This is a genomic window from Lysobacter sp. cf310 (assembly GCF_900114355.1).
GTDB lineage: Bacteria > Pseudomonadota > Gammaproteobacteria > Xanthomonadales > Xanthomonadaceae > Lysobacter.
Genome location: NZ_FOSS01000003.1, coordinates 598,966 through 619,015, shown reverse-complemented (window position 1 = coordinate 619,015; position 20,050 = coordinate 598,966). Strand labels below are relative to the sequence as shown.

The following is a 20,050-nucleotide window of genomic DNA, read 5'->3' as shown; positions in this document are numbered from 1 at the left end:
GCCTCCGCAGGCGCGGTGGTCCCGGCCCCTTCGCGATCGTCCTCCGGCGCCCCAAACGAAACGACCCGGCCTAGGCCGGGTCGTCGATACCGCAATGACGGGGTTGACGCTTACTGACGGACCCAGGTCTGGGTACGGCCCAGCAGCGAGAAGCCCATGAAGCCGCGCACGTCCAGCTTCTTGCCGCCGTCGACCGGCGTGACCTTGACCGAATAGATCTTGCCGCTGGCCGGATCGAGGATCTTGCCGTCTTCCCAGGTGTCGCCATGCTTGCGCACGCTCCACAGGATGACCATGCCTTCGACCGGCTTGTTCTTGCGGTCGCCCGAGCACTTGTCGCAGACCGGGTTGGGGCCGCGGTCGGACTGCAGCACCTTGGTGACGCGGCCGGCGAGGCTGCCGTCCTTCGCTTCGTAGATTTCGACCACCGACTTGGGCTTCTGGGTCTTGTCGTCGATCGTGACCCAGTGTCCGACCGGCGTGTTCTGCGCGAACGCCGCCATCGGCAGCGCCAGCAGGAGCAATGCAAGCAGTTTGGTACGCATGTTCCCCTCCCAGGGATAGGCATGGTTCTGGCCGCGCGGCAGCCCCGCGGCTGACCTTCTTTATACCGCATCCGTCGGCGTATGGAAGCGGGCCCCCAAAGGCCGCGACCGGACAAAAAAGAAGCCCGGCTTGCGCCGGGCTTCTGGGGACAATGCAGCAGTCGCTTACTTGAAGCTGTACTGGAACTCGAAGGCCACTTCGCGGCCGATCGGGCTGTACGCACGCCAGAAGTAAGGATAGCTGTTGAAGCCGTCGTCGCGCGGATGGGTCTTGTCGAAGACGTTGTTCACGTACAGGACCAGCTTGGCGTTCTCGGTGATGTTCTTACCCACGCTGGTGTTCCAGATGAAGTAAGGCGCGATACGGCCGGTTTCCTGCCAGTTCGGCAGGCTGCCGTAGCGCAGCATGAACACCGCCGCCTGCCAATCGTCGCGCTCCCAGGTCGCGGTCGCACGGATGCGGCTGCGGAAGTCGAAGTTGGTCAGGTCGTCGCGGTAATCCAGCACCGGGTCGCCCTTGAACTGGGCGGTCTTCTGCTCCAGCGTGTGCGAGTAGGCCAGCTGGAAGCGGTAGTCGCCCAGACGGTCGGTGTCGAAACGGTAATCCAGGGTGGCGTCGATGCCGGTCACGCTCTGAACCGCGCGATTGATCGGGCCACGGCGGATTTCCGTGATCTGGCCGTCGTTCGGGGTGCCCGGCGCGCTCAGACGCGACACGCGCGAGAGCATGTCGTTACAGAACGCGGAGCCCGGAGCGCCCAGGGTGAACGGCGTGCGGTTACGGGTCAGACCCGTGGCGCAGCCGGCTTCGCCGTCGAGGATGTAGGCCGAGGTGATGTCGGAGACGCCGTCTTCGATCTCGATGTTGTAGTAGTCGGCCGTGAACGACATGCCTTCGAAGATGTCCCACACCAGACCGGCGGTCCAGGACTTGCCGGTTTCCTCTTCGAGGTCGCGGGTACCCTGACGGACGCCGAACGCGGTGTAGTTGTAGGGCGTGCCGGTGCAGCCGCTGGAGGCGCTGCCGCCATCCTGCAAGCAGCGACGGGTATCGAAGATGGCGCTGAACGAACCGCTGCGCTCGGCGAACACGTAGTGCATGTCGGGGGCGCGGAAGCTGGTCGAGTACGAACCGCGGAACATCAGGTTGTCCAGCGGACGCCATTCGAGGCCGGCGTTCCAGGTCTTGGCGTCGTCCACCGAGGTGACGTCGTCGTACTTGTCGAAACGACCGGCGAAGCTGGCCTTCAACGAGTCGAAGATCGGCACCGAGAACTCGACGCCCAGGGCGTAGCGGCTACGCTCGCCGCCGCCGCCAGTACCCGTCAGGTTGTACGGACGGTCGGCGCCGGTGTAATCGGGCAGGATGCGCGGATCGGCGGTGAGCTTGTACTCCTGCTGCGACGCTTCCAACACCGCGGCGAAGCCCAGCGGGCCGGCCGGCAGGTTGAACAGGTCGCCCGACACCACGAAGTTGCCCTGGTTGACGTAGGACTCGGCGTCGGTGCGGACCGTGGTGTTGAGGGCCGCGAACTGTTCCGGGGTCAACGCACGGTAGTAGCGCGACTGGTTGAGGTTGTAGACCGGGTAGGTCACGCCGCCGACGACGCGCGTGCCCAGCTGCGGACCCAGGAACCAATCGTTGACCGCGGTGGAGAGCAGACGCGGACGGTCGACCTTGATGTTGTACTCGGCGCGCGACAGGGTCAGATCCCAGTCCCACTTCTCGCCGAAGGTGCCGCGGAAGCCGAACGCGAAGTCGTACGAGCGCTCGTCGTTCTCGGCCAGCAGGTTCTTGATGCCGCCGGCTTCCTGCGGGGTGAACACGCGCTGCGCGTCGACCAGCTGGTTGAAGCCTTGGTCGAACCACAGTGCGCCGACGGTGCGGCCGCCCCAGAACTGGGTGCCGGCGCCGTACTTGGCCTTGGACTTCCACGCCTGCAGGCTGGCCCAGCCTTCGATGCCGTTGTCGAACTGGTAGGTGCCGTAGGCGTAGCCCGACAGATCGCTGTTGCCGTTGCTGATGGTCTGGTAGCCGACGTCCTTGAAGCTGCCGCAGGCCTGGCCGAGGTTGGTGATCGCGCCCGCCGCGGAGGCGGAGCGGAAGTTCCAGCGAACCCACTCGTCACCGAGCTGTTCGCAGGCGCCAGCCGGCGGAGCGAAGTACGAACCGGCGGTGGAGCCGGTGCGGCGACGCACGCGCATGGTGCCAGTCGGCTGGATGCCGACGAAGGCGGGCGGCAGCGGGTTGTCCAGCGCCGAATCCATGAAGTCGCGCTGATAGCCGTACAGCGGCTCGCTGTTGAAGTACTCGAGGGCGTAGGTGACGCTCCAGTTGTCGCCGGTCTTGCCACCGATCCACTGGATGTCGCCGATATCGCGGCCGCCCTGGCTGGTGGTGCTGGCGCGGACCTTGAGCTGGTCGCCTTCGAAGTTGGTCTTGAGGATGACGTTGACTACGCCCGCGACCGCGTCCGAACCGTAGATCGCCGAAGCGCCGCCGGCCAGGATTTCGATGCGGTCCACGGCGGCGGCCGGGATGTTGCCGAAGTTCGCGAAGTTGCTCTGGCCGTTGTAGGGCAGCGGATAGTCCGCGGCGCGACGACCGTTGATCAGCAGCAGGGTACGACCCGGGCCGAGGCCGCGCAGGTTGATCACGCTGGCGTTCGGGGTGAAGCCGCCCTGGAAGACTTCGTTCTGGGTCGCACCCGAAGCCTGGGTCAGGGTGTTGAGCGCGTCGTAAACGGTGTTGAAGCCTTCGCGCTCGATCTGAGCGGAGGTGATCACCGTGACCGGCGACGGACCTTCGATCTCGGTGCGCTTGATGCGAGAACCGGTGACCACGACGCCGTCGATGTCGGTGGCTTTTTCCGGGGTCGAAGCGGGTTGCGTGTTGGCGTCCTGTGCGCTCGCCGTGCCGGCGACCGAAAGGACCAAGGCGCTGATGAGCGCCGCCGTCAGCCTGCTGCGCTGCAGGCCGGATGCGTTGCGAACTGCCATTGGTTGTCCCCCAAATGAACTAGATGTGTTTCTTGTGTGCCGACCTTGGCGTGTTGCTGTCCCCTTGTAGGCGAACTTAACATGCGGTTAACGCCGATGTCATCACACGATCACAAATTTTTTATAGGTTCACTGTGGTTTGTAACTATCTGTTTTTACTGGATTTATTCCGATAAATGCACTGAATATTGGCGTTTGATGCAATTCGTAATGTGTTTTTCGCAGGGTCCAGCGTATTGACTGGCCTGGCGGTCTTCCCATGCTCGAACGGCAATGGCCGCGCGCGTAGGCAGGCAATACCTCCAGGGGTGTACGGCGCGACTACTCGAACCTTCAAAGAAAAAGGCCCGGCTTGCGCCGGGCCTTTCTTGTAGCGGAGTGCAACAGATCAGAACTTGTACGACAGACGCAGGAAGAACGCGCGGCCGTACGGGTCGGCACCGATGAACGGGTTGAAGAACGGATAGCCCGTGTTGCTCGGATCCTTGCGGTGGGTGTTGTCGAGCACGTTGTTGACGACGAACGCGGCTTCCATGTTCTCGCCGAACTTCTTCTCGATCGACAGGTTGTAGAGCATGTACGGCTGCAGGCGCGCGCCGTAGTACACGCCCGTCACCGCATCCCGACCGGAGGCTTCGGCCGCATTCGGCGCCGAACCCAGACGCTGACCGAACACGGTCGTCGTCCAGTCGCCCTTCTCCCAGGTCACGCTGCCGCGCACGCGGCTGCGCTGGTTGTCGTTGTCCAGGCGGTCGCGGTAGTCGATCAGATCGTCTTCCTCGAACTGCCGATACTTCTCACCCAGGCTCAGGCTGTAGGCCAGATTGAAGTCGAAGTTGCCCCAACGGTCCGTGTCGAAACGGTAGCGCCAGGTCGCGTCGATGCCGGTGTTCTCCGAGCGCGAAGCGTTAATGTAGCCGGCGCGGACGTTGACGACGCGGCCGTCCGGGTTACCCGGGGCGACCTGACGGGTGACGCGCGACACGATGTCCTGGCAGAACGCCGAGTTCTGGCCCTGCGGGACCGGCGAACCGTCCGGCAGCGTGCCGAGACGGCAGTTGGCCTCGTTCTCCAGGATGTAGTCCAGGCTCAGGCCCGTGGCCTGGTCGTCCAGGACGATCTTGTAGTAGTCGACGGACATCGACATACCTTCGATCAGATCCAGCACGAAACCGGCGGTGAGCGACTTGCCCTTTTCTTCCTGCAGGTCGGGGTTGCCGACGGTCTGGTTCAGCGTTTGGTACTGGCTGGGGTGGTTGTTGGCACGGCACTCGGTGACCGTGTCTCCGCCACGGCGGCAGCCGTAGTAGTCGACGATGCCGGCGAACGAGGCGACGCCTTGCGCGAACACCAGCGGCATGTCCGGCGCGCGGAAGCTGGTGGAGTAGTTCGCACGCAGCAACAGGCGCTCGATCGGACGGAACTCCAGGCCCAGGCCGTAGGTGAAGGCGCCATCGACCTGGGTGATGTCGTCGTACTTGTCGTAACGGCCGGCCAGCTGGGCGCTCAAGTTATCCAGCAGCGGCACGCGGAACTCGGCGCCGATCGCGTAGCGGTCGCGTTCGCCCTGGATGTTGCCCGAGCTGACCAGGTTATACGGCGTGTTTGCGTCCGGCGTACGTGCGGGATCGGTGCGCGGATCGCTCTTGAGGTCGATGGTCTGACGGCCGAACTCCATCGTGCCCGCGAAGCCCACCGGACCGGCCGGCATGTCGAACAGATCGCCGCTGATGACGAAGTTCGCCTGCGCCGACGTGGTGTGGCCCTTGTTGACCACGCGGGTCGACATGCTGCGGTACTGCTCCGGGGTCAACGGCGTGTGCCAGCGATCCAGGTTCAGGGTGTGGTGCGCATAACCGTAGTCGTCGATGGTCTGCGGGCCGAGGAAGTAGTCGTGCACGGCCTGGGCCAGCAGGCGCGGCGAGTCCGACTTGTAATCGTAACGACCGTACGAGGCCGACAGATCCCAGTCGAAACGGTCGCCGAAGTCGCCGCGCAGGCCGGTGGCGAAGTCGTAGCTCTTTTCCTTGTACTTGGTCACCACGGCGGTGTTGCCGCCGACTTCCTTCGGTGTCAGCACGCGCTGCAGCTGGACGTAGGTGCCCAGACCTTCATCGAAGTAGAAGCTGGCCGGCAGGAACGGATCGCCGGCGGTGCCCCAGAACTCGGTGCCGCTGCTGGACGTCGACTCGGAGTTGTTCAGCATCAGGCTGCCCCAGCCCTGCATGCCATTGCTGAAGTCGTAGGTGCCGTAGGCGTAGCCCGACATGGCTTCGCGCTTGTTGGACAGCGAGCGCGACGCGACGGAGTCGTAGGAACCGCAGATCTGGCCGCGGGTGGCGGACAGGTAGGGCGAGAAACCGAAGCGGTCGCAGACGGCGTCGCCCGGGTAGTAGGCGGCGCGGTTGCGGTTGAGCAGGTCGATCGCGACCAGCGACAAGCTGGGGCCGACGCGGTCGCCGCGCGGACCGTCACGCAGGTCGTCCATGAAGTCGCGCTGGGAGGCGAAGATCGGCTCGTTGTAGCTGTACTGCAGCGCGTAGGTCGTGCTCCAGTTGTCGCCGACGCGGCCGCCCGAGTACTCGAGGTTGACACTGTCGCCGCCGCCCGCGCCGGTCGTGCCGACCGTGCCGCGCAGCAGGTTGCCGTCGAAGTTGGTGCGGGTGACGATGTTGACCACGCCCGCGACCGCGTCCGAACCGTAAATGGCGGACGCGCCGCCGGCCAGAACTTCCACGCGCTCGATGATCGAGGACGGGATGGCGCCGACGTTCACCGAGGAACGGTCGCTGTTGTAGGGCTGCGGGTAGTCGGCGATGCGACGGCCGTTGACCAGAACCAGGGTGTAACCCGGGCCGAGGTTGCGCAGGTTGACCACCTGGGCGTTGGGCGTGAACCCGTTGACGGCGAGGTCGCCGGTGAACGAGTTGGTGGTGTTCTGGGTCAGCGACGACAGCATGTCGGAGACCGTCTGGAAGCCTTGCTTGTCGATGTCGTCGCGGCTGATGACGGTGACCGGCGCCGGGCCTTCGATCTGCGCGCGCTTGATGCGCGAACCGACCACGGTGACGCCGTCGACGTCGGTCGGCGTGTCGCTGGCAGGCTGAGGCTGGGCAGGCGCGGCGTCCTGGGCGAACGCACCGCCGGCGGCGGGCGCGATCAAAGCCGCCAAAAGTGCAGCAGTCAGACGGCTGCGCGGCAGCCGCTTCTCGGTTACTTCCATGAGTTATCCCCTAACTTTTTGGATGGTGGGCCTGTCCCTGGCCATTTCTTCGTCGTCAATCCCCCGACGAACCCGAACGTAACATGTCGTTAACGAGCTTTGCATGTGCTTGTCGAATAGACAGATTATGCAAAGTGCGCCGAACCGGTTTGGCGCATGAAAGGTAGGGGGGGAGGTGCTTCTCGACGTTGCGATCTCGAAATGGACCGTACTGATCGACTCGTAGAAAAGCGCTCTTTGGGGAGAACGAAGGCGTCAGTGGAAGTGCCATTTGCGGTCACGATCGAATCTTCCTTGCGATCGCATCAGTTTCTCTGCGGAGAATATCGGCAGGTTCGAAGATTAAGTTCGAGTCATCGACCCGATAGAAAGTCGGCGTTTATTCGATTTGCGTCGTCACCACGAGCTTCGCGAGTCGCGCGCCGGCACAAGACAGACGGAGAGCGCAGTATCATGTTCGGCCTGCGGCCCTGCGATGATCTCGGGCGCTGTGCAGCGACTTTTACCTAGGTGACCCGTTTGAGCGAACCCCTGCAAAACCAGATTTCCGCCCTTTTGCTGCCCGACACCCAATTCACCCTCGCCGAAGCCGACGTCAAAGTGCGCGCGGTGGATGCCGACGGCCGGGTGGCGGTGGCGCTGACCTGCGGGTTCCCGGTGCGCGGCATCGAGGCCGCCCTACGTGAGGGGATCTCTGGCCTGCTCGCGGGCGAGGGCAAGACCCTGGCGAGTCTGGAGCTCAACGCGCGCATCACCTCGCACGCCGTGCAGCCGAATCTGGCGCCGCTGGAAAACGTACGCAATCTGATCGCGGTCGGGTCGGGCAAGGGCGGGGTGGGCAAGTCGACCACGGCGGTCAATCTGGCGCTGGCATTGGCGGCCGACGGGGCGCGGGTGGGGGTGTTGGACGCCGACATCTACGGGCCCAGCGTGCCGACCATGCTGGGCTTGAGCGGCAAGCCGGACAGTCCGGACGGCAAGACCATCGAGCCGATGCACGCGCACGGGATCGCGGCGATGTCGATCGGGCTGCTGGTGGAGCAGGACACGCCGATGATCTGGCGCGGGCCGATGGCAACCTCGGCGCTGACCCAGTTGCTCAATGAGACGCGCTGGGGCGAGCTGGATTATCTGATCGTCGATCTGCCGCCGGGCACCGGCGATATTCAGCTGACCCTGGCCCAGAAGATTCCGGTGGCGGGCGCGGTGATCGTGACCACGCCGCAGGACGTAGCCACCCTGGACGCGCGCAAAGCCTTGAAGATGTTCGAAAAGGTGCATGTGCCGGTGCTGGGCCTGATCGAGAACATGGCCGTGCACGTGTGCTCGAACTGCGGGCATGCCGAGCACGTGTTCGGCGAGGGCGGCGGCGCGCGCATGGCGGCGCAGTACGGGGTGCCTTTGCTGGGCAGCCTGCCGCTGGAGATCGCGATCCGCGAGCAGGGCGACGCCGGTGTGCCGGTGGTGGCGGCCGCGCCGGACTCGGCGGCGGCCCGCGCCTACCGCGCGGCGGCGCGCAATCTGGCGGTGCGGCTGGCGCTGCGGCCGCGGGTCGCGCCCTCGATTTCGGCCTCGCTGCTGGGCTGAGCCGGGCGCTGGCCCGGCGGGCGGCCTGGGGCCGGGCGACGCCCGGCCCCGCTCGCTTACAATCGGCGGTCACGGCGCTTTCGCCCCAGCACGCCCCCGAGACCCCCGCATGAGCATCAAGTCCGACCGTTGGATCCGTCGCATGTCCGAGCAGCACGGCATGATCGAGCCGTTCGAGCCCGGTCAGGTCAAGCACGCCGCCGACGGCCAGCGCATCGTCAGCTACGGCACTTCGAGCTACGGCTACGACGTGCGCTGCTCGCGCGAGTTCAAGGTGTTCACCAACATCAACTCGACCATCGTCGACCCCAAGCATTTCGACCCGGGCAGCTTCGTCGACATCGAGAACGACGTCTGCATCATCCCGCCGAATTCCTTCGCGCTGGCGCGCACGGTCGAGTACTTCCGCATCCCACGCGACACCCTGGTGGTCTGCCTGGGCAAGAGCACCTATGCGCGCTGCGGCATCATCGTCAACGTGACCCCGCTGGAGCCGGAGTGGGAAGGCCACGTGACCCTGGAGTTCAGCAACACCACGCCGCTGCCCGCGCGCATCTACGCCAACGAAGGCGTGGCGCAGATGCTGTTCTTCCAGTCCGACGAGGTCTGCGAGACCTCGTACAAGGACCGTGGCGGTAAGTATCAGGGGCAGACGGGCGTGACGCTGCCGCGTACCTGAGCCGTATCGGCGACCACTGCAAGGACGAACCGTGGAAGAAGAGAACCCGTACCGCAGCCCGCAGGCGCAGTTGATCGAGCCGGTGTCGGACGACAGCGAGCTGGCCACGCGCGAGGGCCGTCTCGGTGCGGCCATCCTGGACGGGATCCTCTCGTTCGTGATGGTCACGCCCTTGGCGTACTTCGGCGGCTATTTCGATCAGATTCGAGCCAACAGCGAGGCTGGCCGCCTGTTTATGCCGTTTAGCGTGATGGCCTTGTGGGCGGCGATCGGCTTCGCGGTATTCGTGCTCGTGCAGGCCTACCCCTTGCATGCTTATGGGCAGACCTGGGGCAAGCGGGTGTGCAAGATCAAGATCGTTGGCACGGACGGTGCCAAACCCGGTTTGGGTCGGCTATTGCTGCGCCGTTATTTGCCCACCAATGCGGCCTCCGCGATTCCGGGCCTGAGTCTGGTTTACGGGTGGGTGGACATCTTGATGATCTTCCGCCGCGATCGCCGCTGTCTGCACGACCTGATTGCTGGTACGCGCGTGGTCAGGGCGCCCTGACCACGCACAGGACGAATCAGGGCTTCTGATACGTCACGAAAAAGCCCTGCAGATCGCCGTTCTCGATGTACGGCTCCACGCTAACCACGTTGTAACCGCGCGTGGTGAACGACTGGTGGGCGCGGCTGAGATTGTTGGCGGCGCCCTGATTGCGGAAACCCCAACTGGCTTCGACCCACAAAGTGACCGCGCGCAGGTTCTTGGCGACGGCTTCCTGTGCGACCTGGTCTGGATTCTTGTCGAACAAGCCGGCCTGCGCGGTGGGCGCGGCGAAGATGCCCAGGGTGCAGAGCAGGGCGGCGGACAGATGACGGTGCATGGCGTACTCCGGGGCAGAGGCGTGCATCGCACGCGATGCGGCATCTTCGCTGGTCGTGGGCGAATGGGAGCCGAACGCTGTGATGGTGGCGAGTTCGCCGCTGTCTTGATTCCCCCCTTTGAAAAAGGGGGGCTAGGGGGGATTTGCTTTTAGCTGCGGACAAGAGCAAATCCCCCTCGATCCCCCTTTTTCAAAGAGGGAAGACAAGCAGGGGTAGCCGAGCAGACGCGTCAGTGCTCGGCGCCGGCGGCGATTCTGCTGTCCGCAACGGTCGTGAGCGCGGTGACCAGCGCGATGCGCAGGCCTTCGGAGACGACCTCGAGCGAGAGGCTGGGCGCGCCCGGGTGCTGCGCGGCCTGGGCCGGCGAATACGGGATATGCACGAAGCCGCCGCGCACGCCGGGGCTGCGCCGTAGCGCGTGCATCAAGCCGTAGAAGACGTGGTTGCAGACATAGGTGCCGGCGGTTTGCGAGACCTCGGCGGGGATGCCGGCGGCGCGCAGCGCGGCCAGCATGGCCTTGATCGGCAGGTCGCTGAAGTAGGCCGCCGGGCCCTCGGCCACCACGGGCTCGTCGATGGGGCGCGCGCCGTCGTTGTCGGGGATGCGGGCGTCGTCGACGTTGATCGCGATCCGCTCCAACGACAGCTGGCTGCGGCCGCCGGCCTGGCCGACGCACAGCACCAGCGCGGGCCGGGTGTCGCGTATCGCCGCGCGCAGCTCGCGCAGCGAGGCGCCGAACACGCAGGGCAGGCAGCGCGTGACGATGCGGTGGCCGCGCACGGACTTGCCGGCCAGGCGCTGCACCGCGTCCCAACTGGGGTTGCTGGCTTCGCCGCCGAAGGGCGCGAAGCCGGTCAACAGTACGCTCGGTTTGCGCGCGCTCATCGGAACGCGATCCAGTACATCAGCAGCACATTGCAGGCCAGCAACAGCGCGCCCGTGGGCCACTGCGCGCGAATCACGCCGTAAGGATCCTTGAGTTCCAGCAATGCCGCCGGCACCAGATTGAAGTTGGCCGCCATCGGCGTCATCAGGGTGCCGCAATAGCCTGAGAGCATGCCGATCGCGGCCAGCGAGGCGGCCTCGGCGCCGTGCTGCTGCACCAGCAGCGGCAGGGCGATGCCGGCGGTCATCACCGGGAACGCGGCGAAGGCGTTGCCCATGATGATGGTGAACAAGGCCATGCCCAGCGCGTAGGCGACGACGACCACGAAGGGGTTGTCGACCGGAATCACCGAGCGCACCACCGCGGCGGTGGCTTGGCCGACGCCGCCGGCCTCGAACACGCTGCCCAACGAAGCCAGCAGCAGCGGCAGCAGGGCGGCCCAGCCGATCGAGTCGACCAGGCGCCGCGATTGCTCCACGCCGCTCCATGGCGTCTGCCGGGTCAGGCGGCAGGCGGCGGCGAGCGCGATCGCGCAGGCGATCGCCAGCGAGACCAGGGTGACGTTGGCGGTTTCCAGCAAGGGCGTGCCGCCGAACTGGATGCGCTTGAGGCCGAGCGCGCCGATCAAGGTGACCGCCGGAATCAGCAGCGCGGGCCAGAACAGCCGATTGCCCAGACGCTGCGCTTCGCTGTGTTTTTCCTCGGCGCTGCTCTGGCTGTAGCCGCCCATGCGCAGGCCGCCGAAGCCGGCCAGCAGGGCCAGCAGCACGACGATGGCGCCGACCAGTTTCGGCGGCAGGCGGTCGGCGGCGAACAGCAGGAACGCCAGCAGGCCCCAGAACAGCGCGGTGGTGTGGCGGCGCGGGTTGTCGCGGTCGCGCCAGCCGCGCCAGGCCAGGGCGGCGAGGTAGGCGCCGAGCAGCCAGTACACGTGGGTGAGGGTGATCATGCCGGCGGCGTCTCCGGCTGCGCGGCGGCCAGGCGTTTGGCCAGGCGGCGCTCGAAGCGCAGGATGCGCACGGTGTGGATCGCGAACGCGCAGATCGCCGTGGGGATGCCCCAGAACGCGATCTGCAACGCGTCCAGCTGGATGCCGTGCTCGGCGTAGAAGCTCTGGATCAGCAACACCGCGCCGAAGGCGATGAAGATGTCTTCGCCGAAGAACAGGCCGACGTTGTCGGTGCCGGCCGACATCGCGCGGATGCGTTGGCGCTCGTCTTCAGGTAACTCGCCGTGGCGCACCTGTGCCGCGCCTTCGGCCATCGGCGCCAGCAGCGGGCGCACGGTCTGCGGATGGCCGCCCAGGCTGGTCAGGCCCAGGGCGGAAAAGAACTGGCGCATCAGCAGATAGGCGATCAGCAGGCGGCCCATGGTGGCGCCGCGCAGTTTCGCGATCCAGGCCTGGGCGTGTTCCTTGAGGCCGTGGCGTTCGAGCAGGCCGATCACCGGGAGGGTCAGCAGGAACAGCAGCAGGAAGCGCTTGTCGGTGAAGGCCTTGCCCAGCACTTCGAGCACCTCCAGCGGCGAGAGGTGCGCGGCCAGGCCGGTGACGAAGCCGGCGGCCACCACCACCAGAGCGGGATTCAGGCGCAGAGCGAAGCCGAGCACGACGGCGGCCACGCCCAGCAAGGGCCAATAATTCATGGGCGGATCCTGGCGGCCGCGGCGCGGCCGGCGGTGGGGACGTCCGTGTCGGGAGAGGTCGCTTGCGCGTCGCGCCGCGACGGACGCGCTGGGGAATCGATGCGGGCGGGAGCGGCCGCTGCGATCACGCGGCGTCGGTCGCGAGGATGCGGATGCCGTCGGCTTCGAGCGCGGCGCGCACGGCGCGCGCGAACTCGGGCGCGTCGGCGCGGTCGCCGTGCAGGCACAGGGTATCGGCGCGCAGCGGCAGGCGGCTGCCGTCGGCGCATACGACTTCGCCGCGCGTGACCAGGCTGTGCACCTGCGCGACCGCCTGTTCCAGGGTCTCCAGCACCGCGCCCGGTGTACCGCGTGGCAGCAGGCGGCCGTTGGGGCCGTAGCCGCGTTCGGCGAACACTTCGTGCACCGCGCGCAGACCGGCGGCCTCGGCGGCGGCGGTGAGTTCGGAGCCCGACAGGCCGAACACGGCCAGTTTGGGATCGAAGGCCGCGACCGAACCGACGATGGCGTCGGCGACGATGCGGTCGTCGGCGGCCAGGTTGTAGAGCGCGCCATGCGGTTTGACGTGGCTCAGGCGCAAGCCCTCGTCGGCGGCGATCGCGGCCAGGCGCGCGAGCTGGCTGAGGATCAGCATGCCGATCTCGTCGCGGTCCAACGGCAGCACGCGGCGGCCGAAATGCTCGCGGTCTTCGTAGCCCGGGTGGGCGCCGATCGCGACGCCATGTTCGCGGCACAGGCGCAGGGTCGCGCGCATGGTGGCGTCGTCGCCGGCATGGCCGCCGCAGGCGATATTGGCCGAGCTAACGTAGGGCAGGATCGCGGCGTCGTCGCCGCAGCCCTCGCCGAGGTCGCAGTTGAAGTCGATGCGTTTGCGGTTCGGAACGCTCACGCCGCGATTCTGCCTCAAAGCGGCGCCGCAGCGGACCTCAGGTGTCGTGGCGCTTGCGGTGCGGCCTGAACAGCATGCCCAGGCCGACCACGATCAGGATCGCCGGCCACCAGGTCCGGATCAGCCGCCCCAGGCTGATGTCGGCCAGGCCCAGGTTGTCGAGCAGGAACACGGTGCCGAGCACGATCAGCACGATCGCTCCGACGATATTCGGTCTCATAGATCGCTCCCCCGAGTGAGGCCCCAGTGTGCCACCAAGCTGGGCGCCGCGGCCGCTTGCGCCGGGCCGCCGCAGCGGCCCGGCGCGCGGGTTCAGGTGCCGGGCGCGGTCTGCGGCTTGTCGGCGCCAGCCGGCGCGGCCGCCGGAGCGGATGCCGCCGCCGGCGCCTGCCACAGCTTGGCTTCGGCCGGGCCGCCCATCATCTGCGCGCGCACCAGCGGCACCGGCGGGCCGCCGTAGCTCAGGAACTGGTCGTGGAACGCCTTCCAGGCGCTGCGGCCACCGCGGCTGGCGGTCCAATCCTCGCGCAGCTGCATGATCATCAGCTTGCCCAGGGTGTAGTTCAGATAACCCGGATCGTAGGTGCCGCGCGCGGCCTGCTGGCGCGCGTTGCCCGGATCCTGGAACGCCTTGTCCTTGAACATCTGCTCGGACTGGGCGACGGTCATGCCGCCGGTGTGCAGGCCGATCGCGGAGATGAAGCGCACGTCGCGCAGCAGGGCGTTGCTGAGCTGGCCGATGTGAATCTCGGGCGTGGCCCCGCCGACGCCGGCATCGAACATCATCTCCTCGGTGTAGTGCGCCCAACCTTCGGCGTAGGCGTAGCCCACGAACAGCTGAGCGAACTTCCATTGCGAGCGGTTGGCGTGCAGGAATTGCAGGAAGTGGCCCGGCCAGACTTCGTGCGCCGAGGTGAACAGCAGGTCGGCCTTGCCCGGCACGTAGGCGTCCTGCTCGGCCTTGGGCCACTTCGGATCCGGCGGCGCGATGTAGTAGACCGAGGGCAGGTTCTTCTCGTACGGGCCCGGAATCTCGATGTAGGCGAAGTTGGTGCGGTTGAACGGCGGCGCTTCCTCGACGCGCGCTTCCTCGGTGCCCGGGATGGTGACCAGGTCCTTCTCGACCAGGAACTTGCGCAGGTCGACCAGTTGCGCGCGCGCCCCTTCGACCGCGCCGCCTTGCGGCTTGTCGGCATTGACCTTGTCGATGCAGGCGTTGATGGTCTGGCCGGCGGCGTACTGATCGCAGGCGGCCTTGAGCGCGGCCAGATTGCGCGCCAGGTCGGCCTCGCCGATCGCCTTGAGCCGGTCCAGCGGCAGGTCGACGCGTTCGGTGGCCTTGAGCATCTTGGCGAAGCGTTCGGCGCCGATCGCATAGTCCTGGGTGGCCTGTGGCTTCTGCGCCGTCAGCCAGTCCGACAGGCCCTGCATGGCCTCGATCGCCTTGGCGTTGGAGGCCTTGAAACGCGCCTGCAGCGCGGCATCGGGCACCTCGGCGAAGGCCTTGGGCGCGTCGTTCTTGAAGAACTCGGCCAGGCCGCCGAACACGATGTTGCCGAACTCGATGTAGCTGGCCGGCAGCGGGCCCTTGAGGTTGGCGCGGATCTGCTCGGCCGCCTTGGGCAGGGCTTCCTGATAGCTCGCGAACGCGGCCATGCGTTGCGGCAGCGGCGCGTAGGGGCGGGTGAGGTACATGCTCGGCGAGAGGTCGCCGGCGTAGAAGGCCGGGTTCTTGTTCGGGAAGCCGGAATCCTTCAGGTAGAACAGCTGGCCGTCGATCACCGACAGCGCGTACTCGCGCTGGAAGCGCTGATCGGGGTCTAGCTTGTCGTCGCCGAACGCGGCCAGCTTGGCGCGTTGCTGCTCCAGCCAGGCGCCGGTGGTGGCCAGGGCTTCGGGCGACCAATCGGGCAGCTTGCCGTCGAATTCGTGCTTGCCGGCGCTGGCGGCGGCGGTCGGGTAGTGATTGAAGTAGCCGTCGATGAAGGCGTCGATCGCGGGCTGCCAGTCGGCGTTGGCGGCGGCGGTGGCCGTGGCGGCCGGGGCGGCGGCATCGGGCGTAGCAGGCGTCTGCGCCTTGCACGCGACCAGCGCGAGCACGATGCAGGCGGACAGAGACAGCAGACGGACGGGACGCATGCGAACTCTCCGGAGCGGGGTCGAGCGGGCATGCTAAGCATGTCGCGCCGGCAGCAACCAGTGCCCGAAGTCGTGTGCGATGAGAGCGTGGTCGCGGTGTGGTGTGGACATCGCAACGTGCCGCGCGGGCCAATGTGGGAGCGGCGTAAGCCGCGATCGCGCTACAACGCTTGCGTCGCGGCTCGATGGACGCGAAGCGAATCACTGACACCGTAGCTTGAGGTGACGCATTCGCGGCTTACGCCGCTCCCACAGAGAGCGAGCCTCGCGGCTCGGCCGGTCACGTGGCGGCGGACAGAAATCGCGCCAGCGGGCGTTCCAGCGCCAAATACAAACGCTGCAGCCGCGCCCGCGCTTCGGCCGCGGCGGCTTGGGCCTGCGCGGCCGTGCAGGCTCGAAAGCGCAGCGTGGCGTGCGGAGGCAGTTGCGCCAGCCGCGGCAGGTCGGCGGCGATGACGTGGCCCAAACGCGGATAACCGCCGACGGTCTGGGCGTCGGCCAGCAAGACGATAGGCTGGCCGTCGGGCGGCAGTTGCAAGGTGCCGGGCGCCACCGGTTCTGACAGGCCGCCCGCGCGTGCGCCGGTCAAGGGCGCGCCGTGCAGGCGCAGGCCCTGGCGGTTGCTGGCGGCGCTGACCTGCCAGGCCCGGCTGGCCAAGGCGGCCGCCGCCGCATCGTTGCAAGGCAAGTAGCGCACGGGCGCGTCGCGGTGCTCGTCGAATTCCGGATCGGCCCACCAACCGGGAATGCGCGGCGTCTCGATCGCGAACATCGAACCGGGGACCAGGGCCAGCCGGTCGCCCGCGCGCAAGGCGCAGCCCTCGTGGCCGCCGAAGCCGCCGCGCAGGTCGGTGCTGCGGCTGCCCAGCACGGGCGCCGCCGCGAAGCCGCCGTCGACGGCGAGCCAGGCGCGCGCGCCATCGCGCACCGCCCCCAGGCTCAAAGTGCCGGCGGGCAGGTCGATAGGCCGCCCCATCGGCAAGGCGATGCCGTCGAAACGCGCCACCACGCAGCGGCCGGTCAAGGCGATCCGCAACGGCGCGTCGAAGCGCAGGGTCGGGCCGTGCAGGGTCAGTTCCAGCACCGCCGCCTCCGGCGCGTTGCCGACCAGGCGGTTGCCCAGGCGCGCGGCGTCCGGATCCAGTGCGCCGGCGCGCGCCACGCCGAGATGGCGCCAGCCGTCGCGGCCCAGGTCCTGCAGCGTGCTCAGCAAGCCGGGCGCTACGACCTCGACGACGCGCGTCATGCCGGCGGGTCCCGGATCGCCGCCGCGGCGGCGGCATCGATGGCGCGAAAGCGCACGCGGTCTCCCGGCAGCAGCGCGGTCGGCGGCTCGCGCGCGGGGTCGAACAAGCGCAGCGGCGTGCGCCCGAGGATGCGCCAGCCGCCGGGGCTGTCGCGCGGATAGATGCCGGTCTGGGCGCCGCCGATGGCGACGCTGCCGGCCGCCACGCGCGTGCGCGGCGTCGCCAGGCGCGGTAGCGCCAGCGCCGGGTCCAGGCCCGACAGATAAGGGAAACCGGGCGCGAAGCCGATCATCGCCACGGTGTATTCGCCGGCGGCGTGGCGTTCGATCAAGCGCTGCGGCGTCAGGCCGAGTTCGGCGGCGGCCGCTACAAGATCGGGACCGTCCTCGCCGCCGTAGACGACGGGAATTTCGATTTCGCGCGCCGCGGCGACGGCCATGGTCGAAGCGCTGCCACTGAGGCGGTCATGCAACCACTCGCGCACGCGCTCCGCGTCGATCGCGGCCGGGTCGAAGAACACCGCCAGACTCGCGTAGGCCGGCACCAGATCGCGCAACCACGCTGGCGCGCTCGCGCGCAGGCGCGCCGCGTCGGCATGCACGCGCGCGTTGATCGCATCGTCGATGGCGGTGGCATCGCCGTCGGCGTAGCGCAGCAACCAGGCGTCGTCGGCCAGCGCCAGCGCCAGCGGCGCATGCGCGCTCACGCCGCCAGCGCGTCCTGCAGGCGCCGGATGCGGCTGATCAGCGCTTCGGGCGAATACGGCTGCGCGGTCGCCATGCCCCAGACCGGACGCGGCCAGGCGATGTCCTCGCGGAAGCGCGCGATCACGTGCACGTGCAGCTGCGGCACCAGGTTGCCCAGCGCGGCGACATTGAGCTTGTGCGGCGAGAACGCCTTTTGCAGGGCACGGCTGGCGACCGCGACTTCGCGCATCAGCTCGGTCTGCTGGGCCTCGTTCAGATCGATCAGCTCGACCGCGTCCTCGATGCGCGGCACCAGGATCAGCCAGGGATGATTGGCGTCGTCCATCAGGCGCAGTTCGCACAGCTTGAACTGCGCGACCGGGTGGGTGTCGTCCGCCAGTTGCGGATGCAGGTGCCAGGGATTCATTTCAGCGCGTCCGCAAAGAAGTCCAGGGTACGCCTCCAGGCCAGGTCCGCGCTGTCGGCGTGGTAATCCGGGCGCAGGTCGCAGTTGAAGCCGTGGCCGGCGTTATAGAGGTAGATCGGCGCGTTCGGCAGCGCCGCGCGGTGGGCGTCGATGGCCTCGGGCGGGATGCTGGCATCGCGCTCGCCGAAGTGGAACACCATGGGCGCGCGCGTCGGCTCGCCCAGGAACGGCACGGTGCGCGCGCCGTAATAGCTCACCGCCGGCAGGCCCAGGCGGGTATTGCACAGAAAGGCCAGGCTGCCGCCCCAGCAGAACCCCACCGCGCCGGTGCGCAGGCCTTCGTCCTGCAGGCGGTGTGCGGCGGCGCCGGCGATCTCGACCGCACGCTCGAAACCGACCGCATTGCGCAGTTCGCCCCCGCGTGCGGCCGCCTCGTTGTCGTAGCCCAGCTCGATATGCGCCTGGACCGGAGCGAACAGGTCCGGCGCCAGGGTGGTGTAGCCGGCCTGGCCGAAGCGGTCGGCGACGCTGCGGATGTGGGCGTTGACCCCGAAGATCTCCTGCAGCAGCACCAGCGCGCCGCGCGAAGGGCCGGTGGGGTCGGCGCGCCAGGCCGCGACCGGCCCGTGCGGGGTGTCCAGATCGGTCCACTGGCCCATGGCGGCCTCCGTTCAGCTGCGGGAATCGAGTCCAGTTTAGCGCCGGGGCTATAATTCGCGACCCCGGCGGCGGCCCGCGCCGGTTTCGCCTCCGTTCCGCGCCTGCCCACGGGCATCCGCATTCCATTACTCAGCCAGTACGCCCGATCCCGCGCGCATGCGCGCCCGAGCGTCCCGCCAGGCCCTCGCACGCATGTCCCTAGCCAATCCCAAAGTCGGTTTCGTCAGCCTCGGTTGCCCCAAGGCCCTGGTCGATTCCGAACGCATCCTCACCCAGCTGCGCGTGGAGGGCTACGACATCGTCCAGAGCTACGACGCCGCCGACGTGGTGGTGGTCAACACCTGCGGCTTCATCGATTCGGCGGTGACCGAATCGCTGGATGCGATCGGCGAGGCGATCGCCGAGAACGGCAAGGTCATCGTCACCGGCTGCCTGGGCAAGCGCTCGGAGCTGATCCGCGAGACCCACCCCGACGTGCTCTCGATCAGCGGCCCGCAGGACTACGCCAGCGTGATGACCGCGGTGCACGCCGCACTGCCGCCCAAGCACGATCCCTTCATCGACCTGGTGCCGCGCCGCGCGTTCGAGGCCGAGGAGGGCATCGGGGTCAAGCTCACGCCCAAGCACTACGCCTACCTGAAGATTTCCGAAGGCTGCAATCACCGCTGCAGCTTCTGCATCATCCCCTCGATGCGCGGCGATCTGGTCTCGCGTCCGGTCGATCAGGTGCTGCGCGAAGCCGAGAAGCTGGCCATGGGCGGCGTGCGCGAGCTGCTGGTGATCTCGCAGGACACCTCGGCCTACGGCGTGGACGTGAAGTACGCCGAGCGCGAATGGCGCGGCAAGACCTACCAGACCCGCATGAAGGCGTTGTGCGAAGGCCTGGGCGAGCTCGGCCTGTGGACGCGCCTGCACTACGTCTATCCCTATCCGCACGTGGACGACATCATTCCGCTGATGGCGCAGACCGGCGCCAACGGCATGCCGATCCTGCTGCCGTACCTGGACATTCCGTTCCAGCACGCCAGCCCGCGCGTGCTCAAGCTGATGAAGCGTCCCGGCGCGGTCGACAAGACCCTGGAGCGGATCCAGCGCTGGCGCGGCATCGCGCCCGACATCACCATCCGCAGCACCTTCATCGTCGGCTTCCCGGGCGAGACCGAGGCCGAGTTCGAGGAGCTGCTGGATTTCCTCGACGAGGCCCAGCTCGACCGCGTCGGCGCGTTCGCCTATTCGCCGGTCGACGGCGCCCAGGCCAACGCGCTGCCCGATCCGCTGCCCGAAGAGGTCAAGCAGGAGCGTCTGGCGCGCTTCATGGAGCGCCAGGCCGAGATCTCGGCGGCCAAGCTCGAGGCCAAGGTCGGCAGCGTGCAGCGTTGCATCGTCGACGCGCTGGACGGCGAGCTCGCGATCGCGCGCAGCATGGGCGATGCGCCGGACATCGACGGCCTGGTCCAGATCCAGAACGGCTTCGAAGCCGGCCTGCAGCCGGGCGAGTTCGTCGACGTGCAGATCCTGGGCAGCGACGAACACGACCTCTACGGCGAAGTCGCGTTCGAGGATTGAG

The 20,050-nt window shown here is 67.5% G+C and carries 18 protein-coding genes; 4 read left to right on the top strand and 14 right to left on the bottom strand.

Annotation, left to right across the window (positions count from 1 at the left end):
- Positions 1–110: 110 nt before the first annotated feature.
- The 3 genes from BMZ45_RS14055 to BMZ45_RS14045 form a co-directional block, all read right to left on the bottom strand.
- Complete coding sequence (locus tag BMZ45_RS14055) at positions 111–545, bottom strand: DUF2147 domain-containing protein (RefSeq protein ID WP_091637145.1); 435 nt, start codon at positions 543–545, stop codon at positions 111–113.
- A 165-nt stretch (positions 546–710) separates the two neighbouring features.
- Positions 711–3,545 carry a TonB-dependent receptor plug domain-containing protein gene (locus tag BMZ45_RS14050; protein WP_254776647.1) on the bottom strand — a complete coding sequence of 945 codons (2,835 nt, stop codon included), beginning with the start codon at positions 3,543–3,545 and terminating at the stop codon, positions 711–713.
- Positions 3,546–3,933: 388 nt separating this feature from the next.
- Positions 3,934–6,768, bottom strand: a complete 2,835-nt coding sequence (locus BMZ45_RS14045; protein WP_091637144.1) for a TonB-dependent receptor domain-containing protein — start codon at positions 6,766–6,768, stop codon at positions 3,934–3,936.
- A gap of 510 nt (positions 6,769–7,278) precedes the next feature.
- On the opposite strand from BMZ45_RS14045, the gene apbC reads away from it, so the two are divergent.
- The 3 genes from apbC to BMZ45_RS14030 all read left to right on the top strand — a co-directional run bounded on the left by apbC (position 7,279) and on the right by BMZ45_RS14030 (position 9,584).
- Positions 7,279–8,355, top strand: a complete 1,077-nt coding sequence (gene apbC, locus BMZ45_RS14040) for an iron-sulfur cluster carrier protein ApbC (protein ID WP_343124207.1) — start codon at positions 7,279–7,281, stop codon at positions 8,353–8,355.
- A gap of 109 nt (positions 8,356–8,464) precedes the next feature.
- Entirely contained in the window at positions 8,465–9,034 is a 570-nt protein-coding gene (dcd, locus tag BMZ45_RS14035) for a dCTP deaminase (RefSeq protein ID WP_055899878.1), read from the top strand.
- 31 nt (positions 9,035–9,065) lie between these two features.
- The gene (locus BMZ45_RS14030) at positions 9,066–9,584 is read left to right on the top strand and encodes an RDD family protein (protein ID WP_175489068.1); all 519 of its coding nucleotides are present in this window, start codon (positions 9,066–9,068) and stop codon (positions 9,582–9,584) included.
- 16 nt (positions 9,585–9,600) lie between these two features.
- Here BMZ45_RS14030 and BMZ45_RS14025 read toward each other — a convergent pair whose 3' ends face one another.
- From BMZ45_RS14025 to BMZ45_RS13975, 11 genes are all read right to left on the bottom strand, one after another.
- Entirely contained in the window at positions 9,601–9,903 is a 303-nt protein-coding gene (locus BMZ45_RS14025) for a hypothetical protein (protein WP_091637142.1), read from the bottom strand.
- A 230-nt stretch (positions 9,904–10,133) separates the two neighbouring features.
- Positions 10,134–10,790 carry a pyroglutamyl-peptidase I gene (gene pcp, locus BMZ45_RS14020; RefSeq protein ID WP_091637141.1) on the bottom strand — a complete coding sequence of 219 codons (657 nt, stop codon included), beginning with the start codon at positions 10,788–10,790 and terminating at the stop codon, positions 10,134–10,136.
- The gene (locus tag BMZ45_RS14015; protein ID WP_091637140.1) at positions 10,787–11,740 is read right to left on the bottom strand and encodes a DUF979 domain-containing protein; all 954 of its coding nucleotides are present in this window, start codon (positions 11,738–11,740) and stop codon (positions 10,787–10,789) included. Before BMZ45_RS14015 ends, pcp begins: the two co-directional genes overlap by 4 nt.
- The gene (locus tag BMZ45_RS14010) at positions 11,737–12,435 is read right to left on the bottom strand and encodes a DUF969 domain-containing protein (RefSeq protein ID WP_091637139.1); all 699 of its coding nucleotides are present in this window, start codon (positions 12,433–12,435) and stop codon (positions 11,737–11,739) included. Before BMZ45_RS14010 ends, BMZ45_RS14015 begins: the two co-directional genes overlap by 4 nt.
- A gap of 124 nt (positions 12,436–12,559) precedes the next feature.
- A complete protein-coding gene (locus BMZ45_RS14005; RefSeq protein ID WP_091637138.1) occupies positions 12,560–13,324 on the bottom strand; it encodes a 5-oxoprolinase subunit PxpA in 765 nt (254 codons plus the stop codon).
- 37 nt (positions 13,325–13,361) lie between these two features.
- Positions 13,362–13,544: a LiaI-LiaF-like domain-containing protein gene (locus tag BMZ45_RS14000; RefSeq protein ID WP_091637137.1), complete on the bottom strand. Its 183-nt coding sequence runs from the start codon at positions 13,542–13,544 to the stop codon at positions 13,362–13,364.
- Positions 13,545–13,636: 92 nt separating this feature from the next.
- Complete coding sequence (locus tag BMZ45_RS13995) at positions 13,637–15,463, bottom strand: DUF885 domain-containing protein (protein ID WP_091637136.1); 1,827 nt, start codon at positions 15,461–15,463, stop codon at positions 13,637–13,639.
- 280 nt (positions 15,464–15,743) lie between these two features.
- Positions 15,744–16,709, bottom strand: coding sequence for a 5-oxoprolinase subunit C family protein (locus BMZ45_RS13990; protein ID WP_091637135.1), 966 nt, complete (start codon positions 16,707–16,709; stop codon positions 15,744–15,746).
- Entirely contained in the window at positions 16,706–17,416 is a 711-nt protein-coding gene (pxpB, locus tag BMZ45_RS13985; RefSeq protein WP_091637134.1) for a 5-oxoprolinase subunit PxpB, read from the bottom strand. The genes BMZ45_RS13990 and pxpB overlap by 4 nt, the downstream gene beginning before the upstream one ends.
- A complete protein-coding gene (locus BMZ45_RS13980; protein ID WP_091637133.1) occupies positions 17,413–17,823 on the bottom strand; it encodes an HIT family protein in 411 nt (136 codons plus the stop codon). Before BMZ45_RS13980 ends, pxpB begins: the two co-directional genes overlap by 4 nt.
- Positions 17,820–18,482, bottom strand: coding sequence for a dienelactone hydrolase family protein (locus BMZ45_RS13975; protein WP_091637132.1), 663 nt, complete (start codon positions 18,480–18,482; stop codon positions 17,820–17,822). The genes BMZ45_RS13980 and BMZ45_RS13975 overlap by 4 nt, the downstream gene beginning before the upstream one ends.
- Before the next feature lie 193 nt (positions 18,483–18,675).
- Between BMZ45_RS13975 and rimO the strand changes: the two genes are divergently transcribed.
- Complete coding sequence (rimO, locus tag BMZ45_RS13970; protein ID WP_091637131.1) at positions 18,676–20,049, top strand: 30S ribosomal protein S12 methylthiotransferase RimO; 1,374 nt, start codon at positions 18,676–18,678, stop codon at positions 20,047–20,049.
- Position 20,050 lies beyond the last annotated feature (1 nt).

Excerpts from the sequence above, each read along its gene's own strand:
- BMZ45_RS14055 (WP_091637145.1), bottom strand. The coding sequence starts at position 545 with ATGCGTACCAAACTGCTTGCATTGCTCCTGCTGGCGCTGCCGATGGCG.
- BMZ45_RS14050 (WP_254776647.1), bottom strand. The coding sequence starts at position 3,545 with ATGGCAGTTCGCAACGCATCCGGCCTGCAGCGCAGCAGGCTGACGGCG.
- BMZ45_RS14045 (WP_091637144.1), bottom strand. The coding sequence starts at position 6,768 with ATGGAAGTAACCGAGAAGCGGCTGCCGCGCAGCCGTCTGACTGCTGCA.
- dcd (WP_055899878.1), top strand. The coding sequence starts at position 8,465 with ATGAGCATCAAGTCCGACCGTTGGATCCGTCGCATGTCCGAGCAGCAC.
- BMZ45_RS14025 (WP_091637142.1), bottom strand. The coding sequence starts at position 9,903 with ATGCACCGTCATCTGTCCGCCGCCCTGCTCTGCACCCTGGGCATCTTC.
- pcp (WP_091637141.1), bottom strand. The coding sequence starts at position 10,790 with ATGAGCGCGCGCAAACCGAGCGTACTGTTGACCGGCTTCGCGCCCTTC.
- BMZ45_RS14015 (WP_091637140.1), bottom strand. The coding sequence starts at position 11,740 with ATGATCACCCTCACCCACGTGTACTGGCTGCTCGGCGCCTACCTCGCC.
- BMZ45_RS14010 (WP_091637139.1), bottom strand. The coding sequence starts at position 12,435 with ATGAATTATTGGCCCTTGCTGGGCGTGGCCGCCGTCGTGCTCGGCTTC.
- BMZ45_RS14000 (WP_091637137.1), bottom strand. The coding sequence starts at position 13,544 with ATGAGACCGAATATCGTCGGAGCGATCGTGCTGATCGTGCTCGGCACC.
- BMZ45_RS13995 (WP_091637136.1), bottom strand. The coding sequence starts at position 15,463 with ATGCGTCCCGTCCGTCTGCTGTCTCTGTCCGCCTGCATCGTGCTCGCG.
- BMZ45_RS13990 (WP_091637135.1), bottom strand. The coding sequence starts at position 16,709 with ATGACGCGCGTCGTCGAGGTCGTAGCGCCCGGCTTGCTGAGCACGCTG.
- BMZ45_RS13980 (WP_091637133.1), bottom strand. The coding sequence starts at position 17,823 with ATGAATCCCTGGCACCTGCATCCGCAACTGGCGGACGACACCCACCCG.
- BMZ45_RS13975 (WP_091637132.1), bottom strand. The coding sequence starts at position 18,482 with ATGGGCCAGTGGACCGATCTGGACACCCCGCACGGGCCGGTCGCGGCC.
- rimO (WP_091637131.1), top strand. The coding sequence starts at position 18,676 with ATGTCCCTAGCCAATCCCAAAGTCGGTTTCGTCAGCCTCGGTTGCCCC.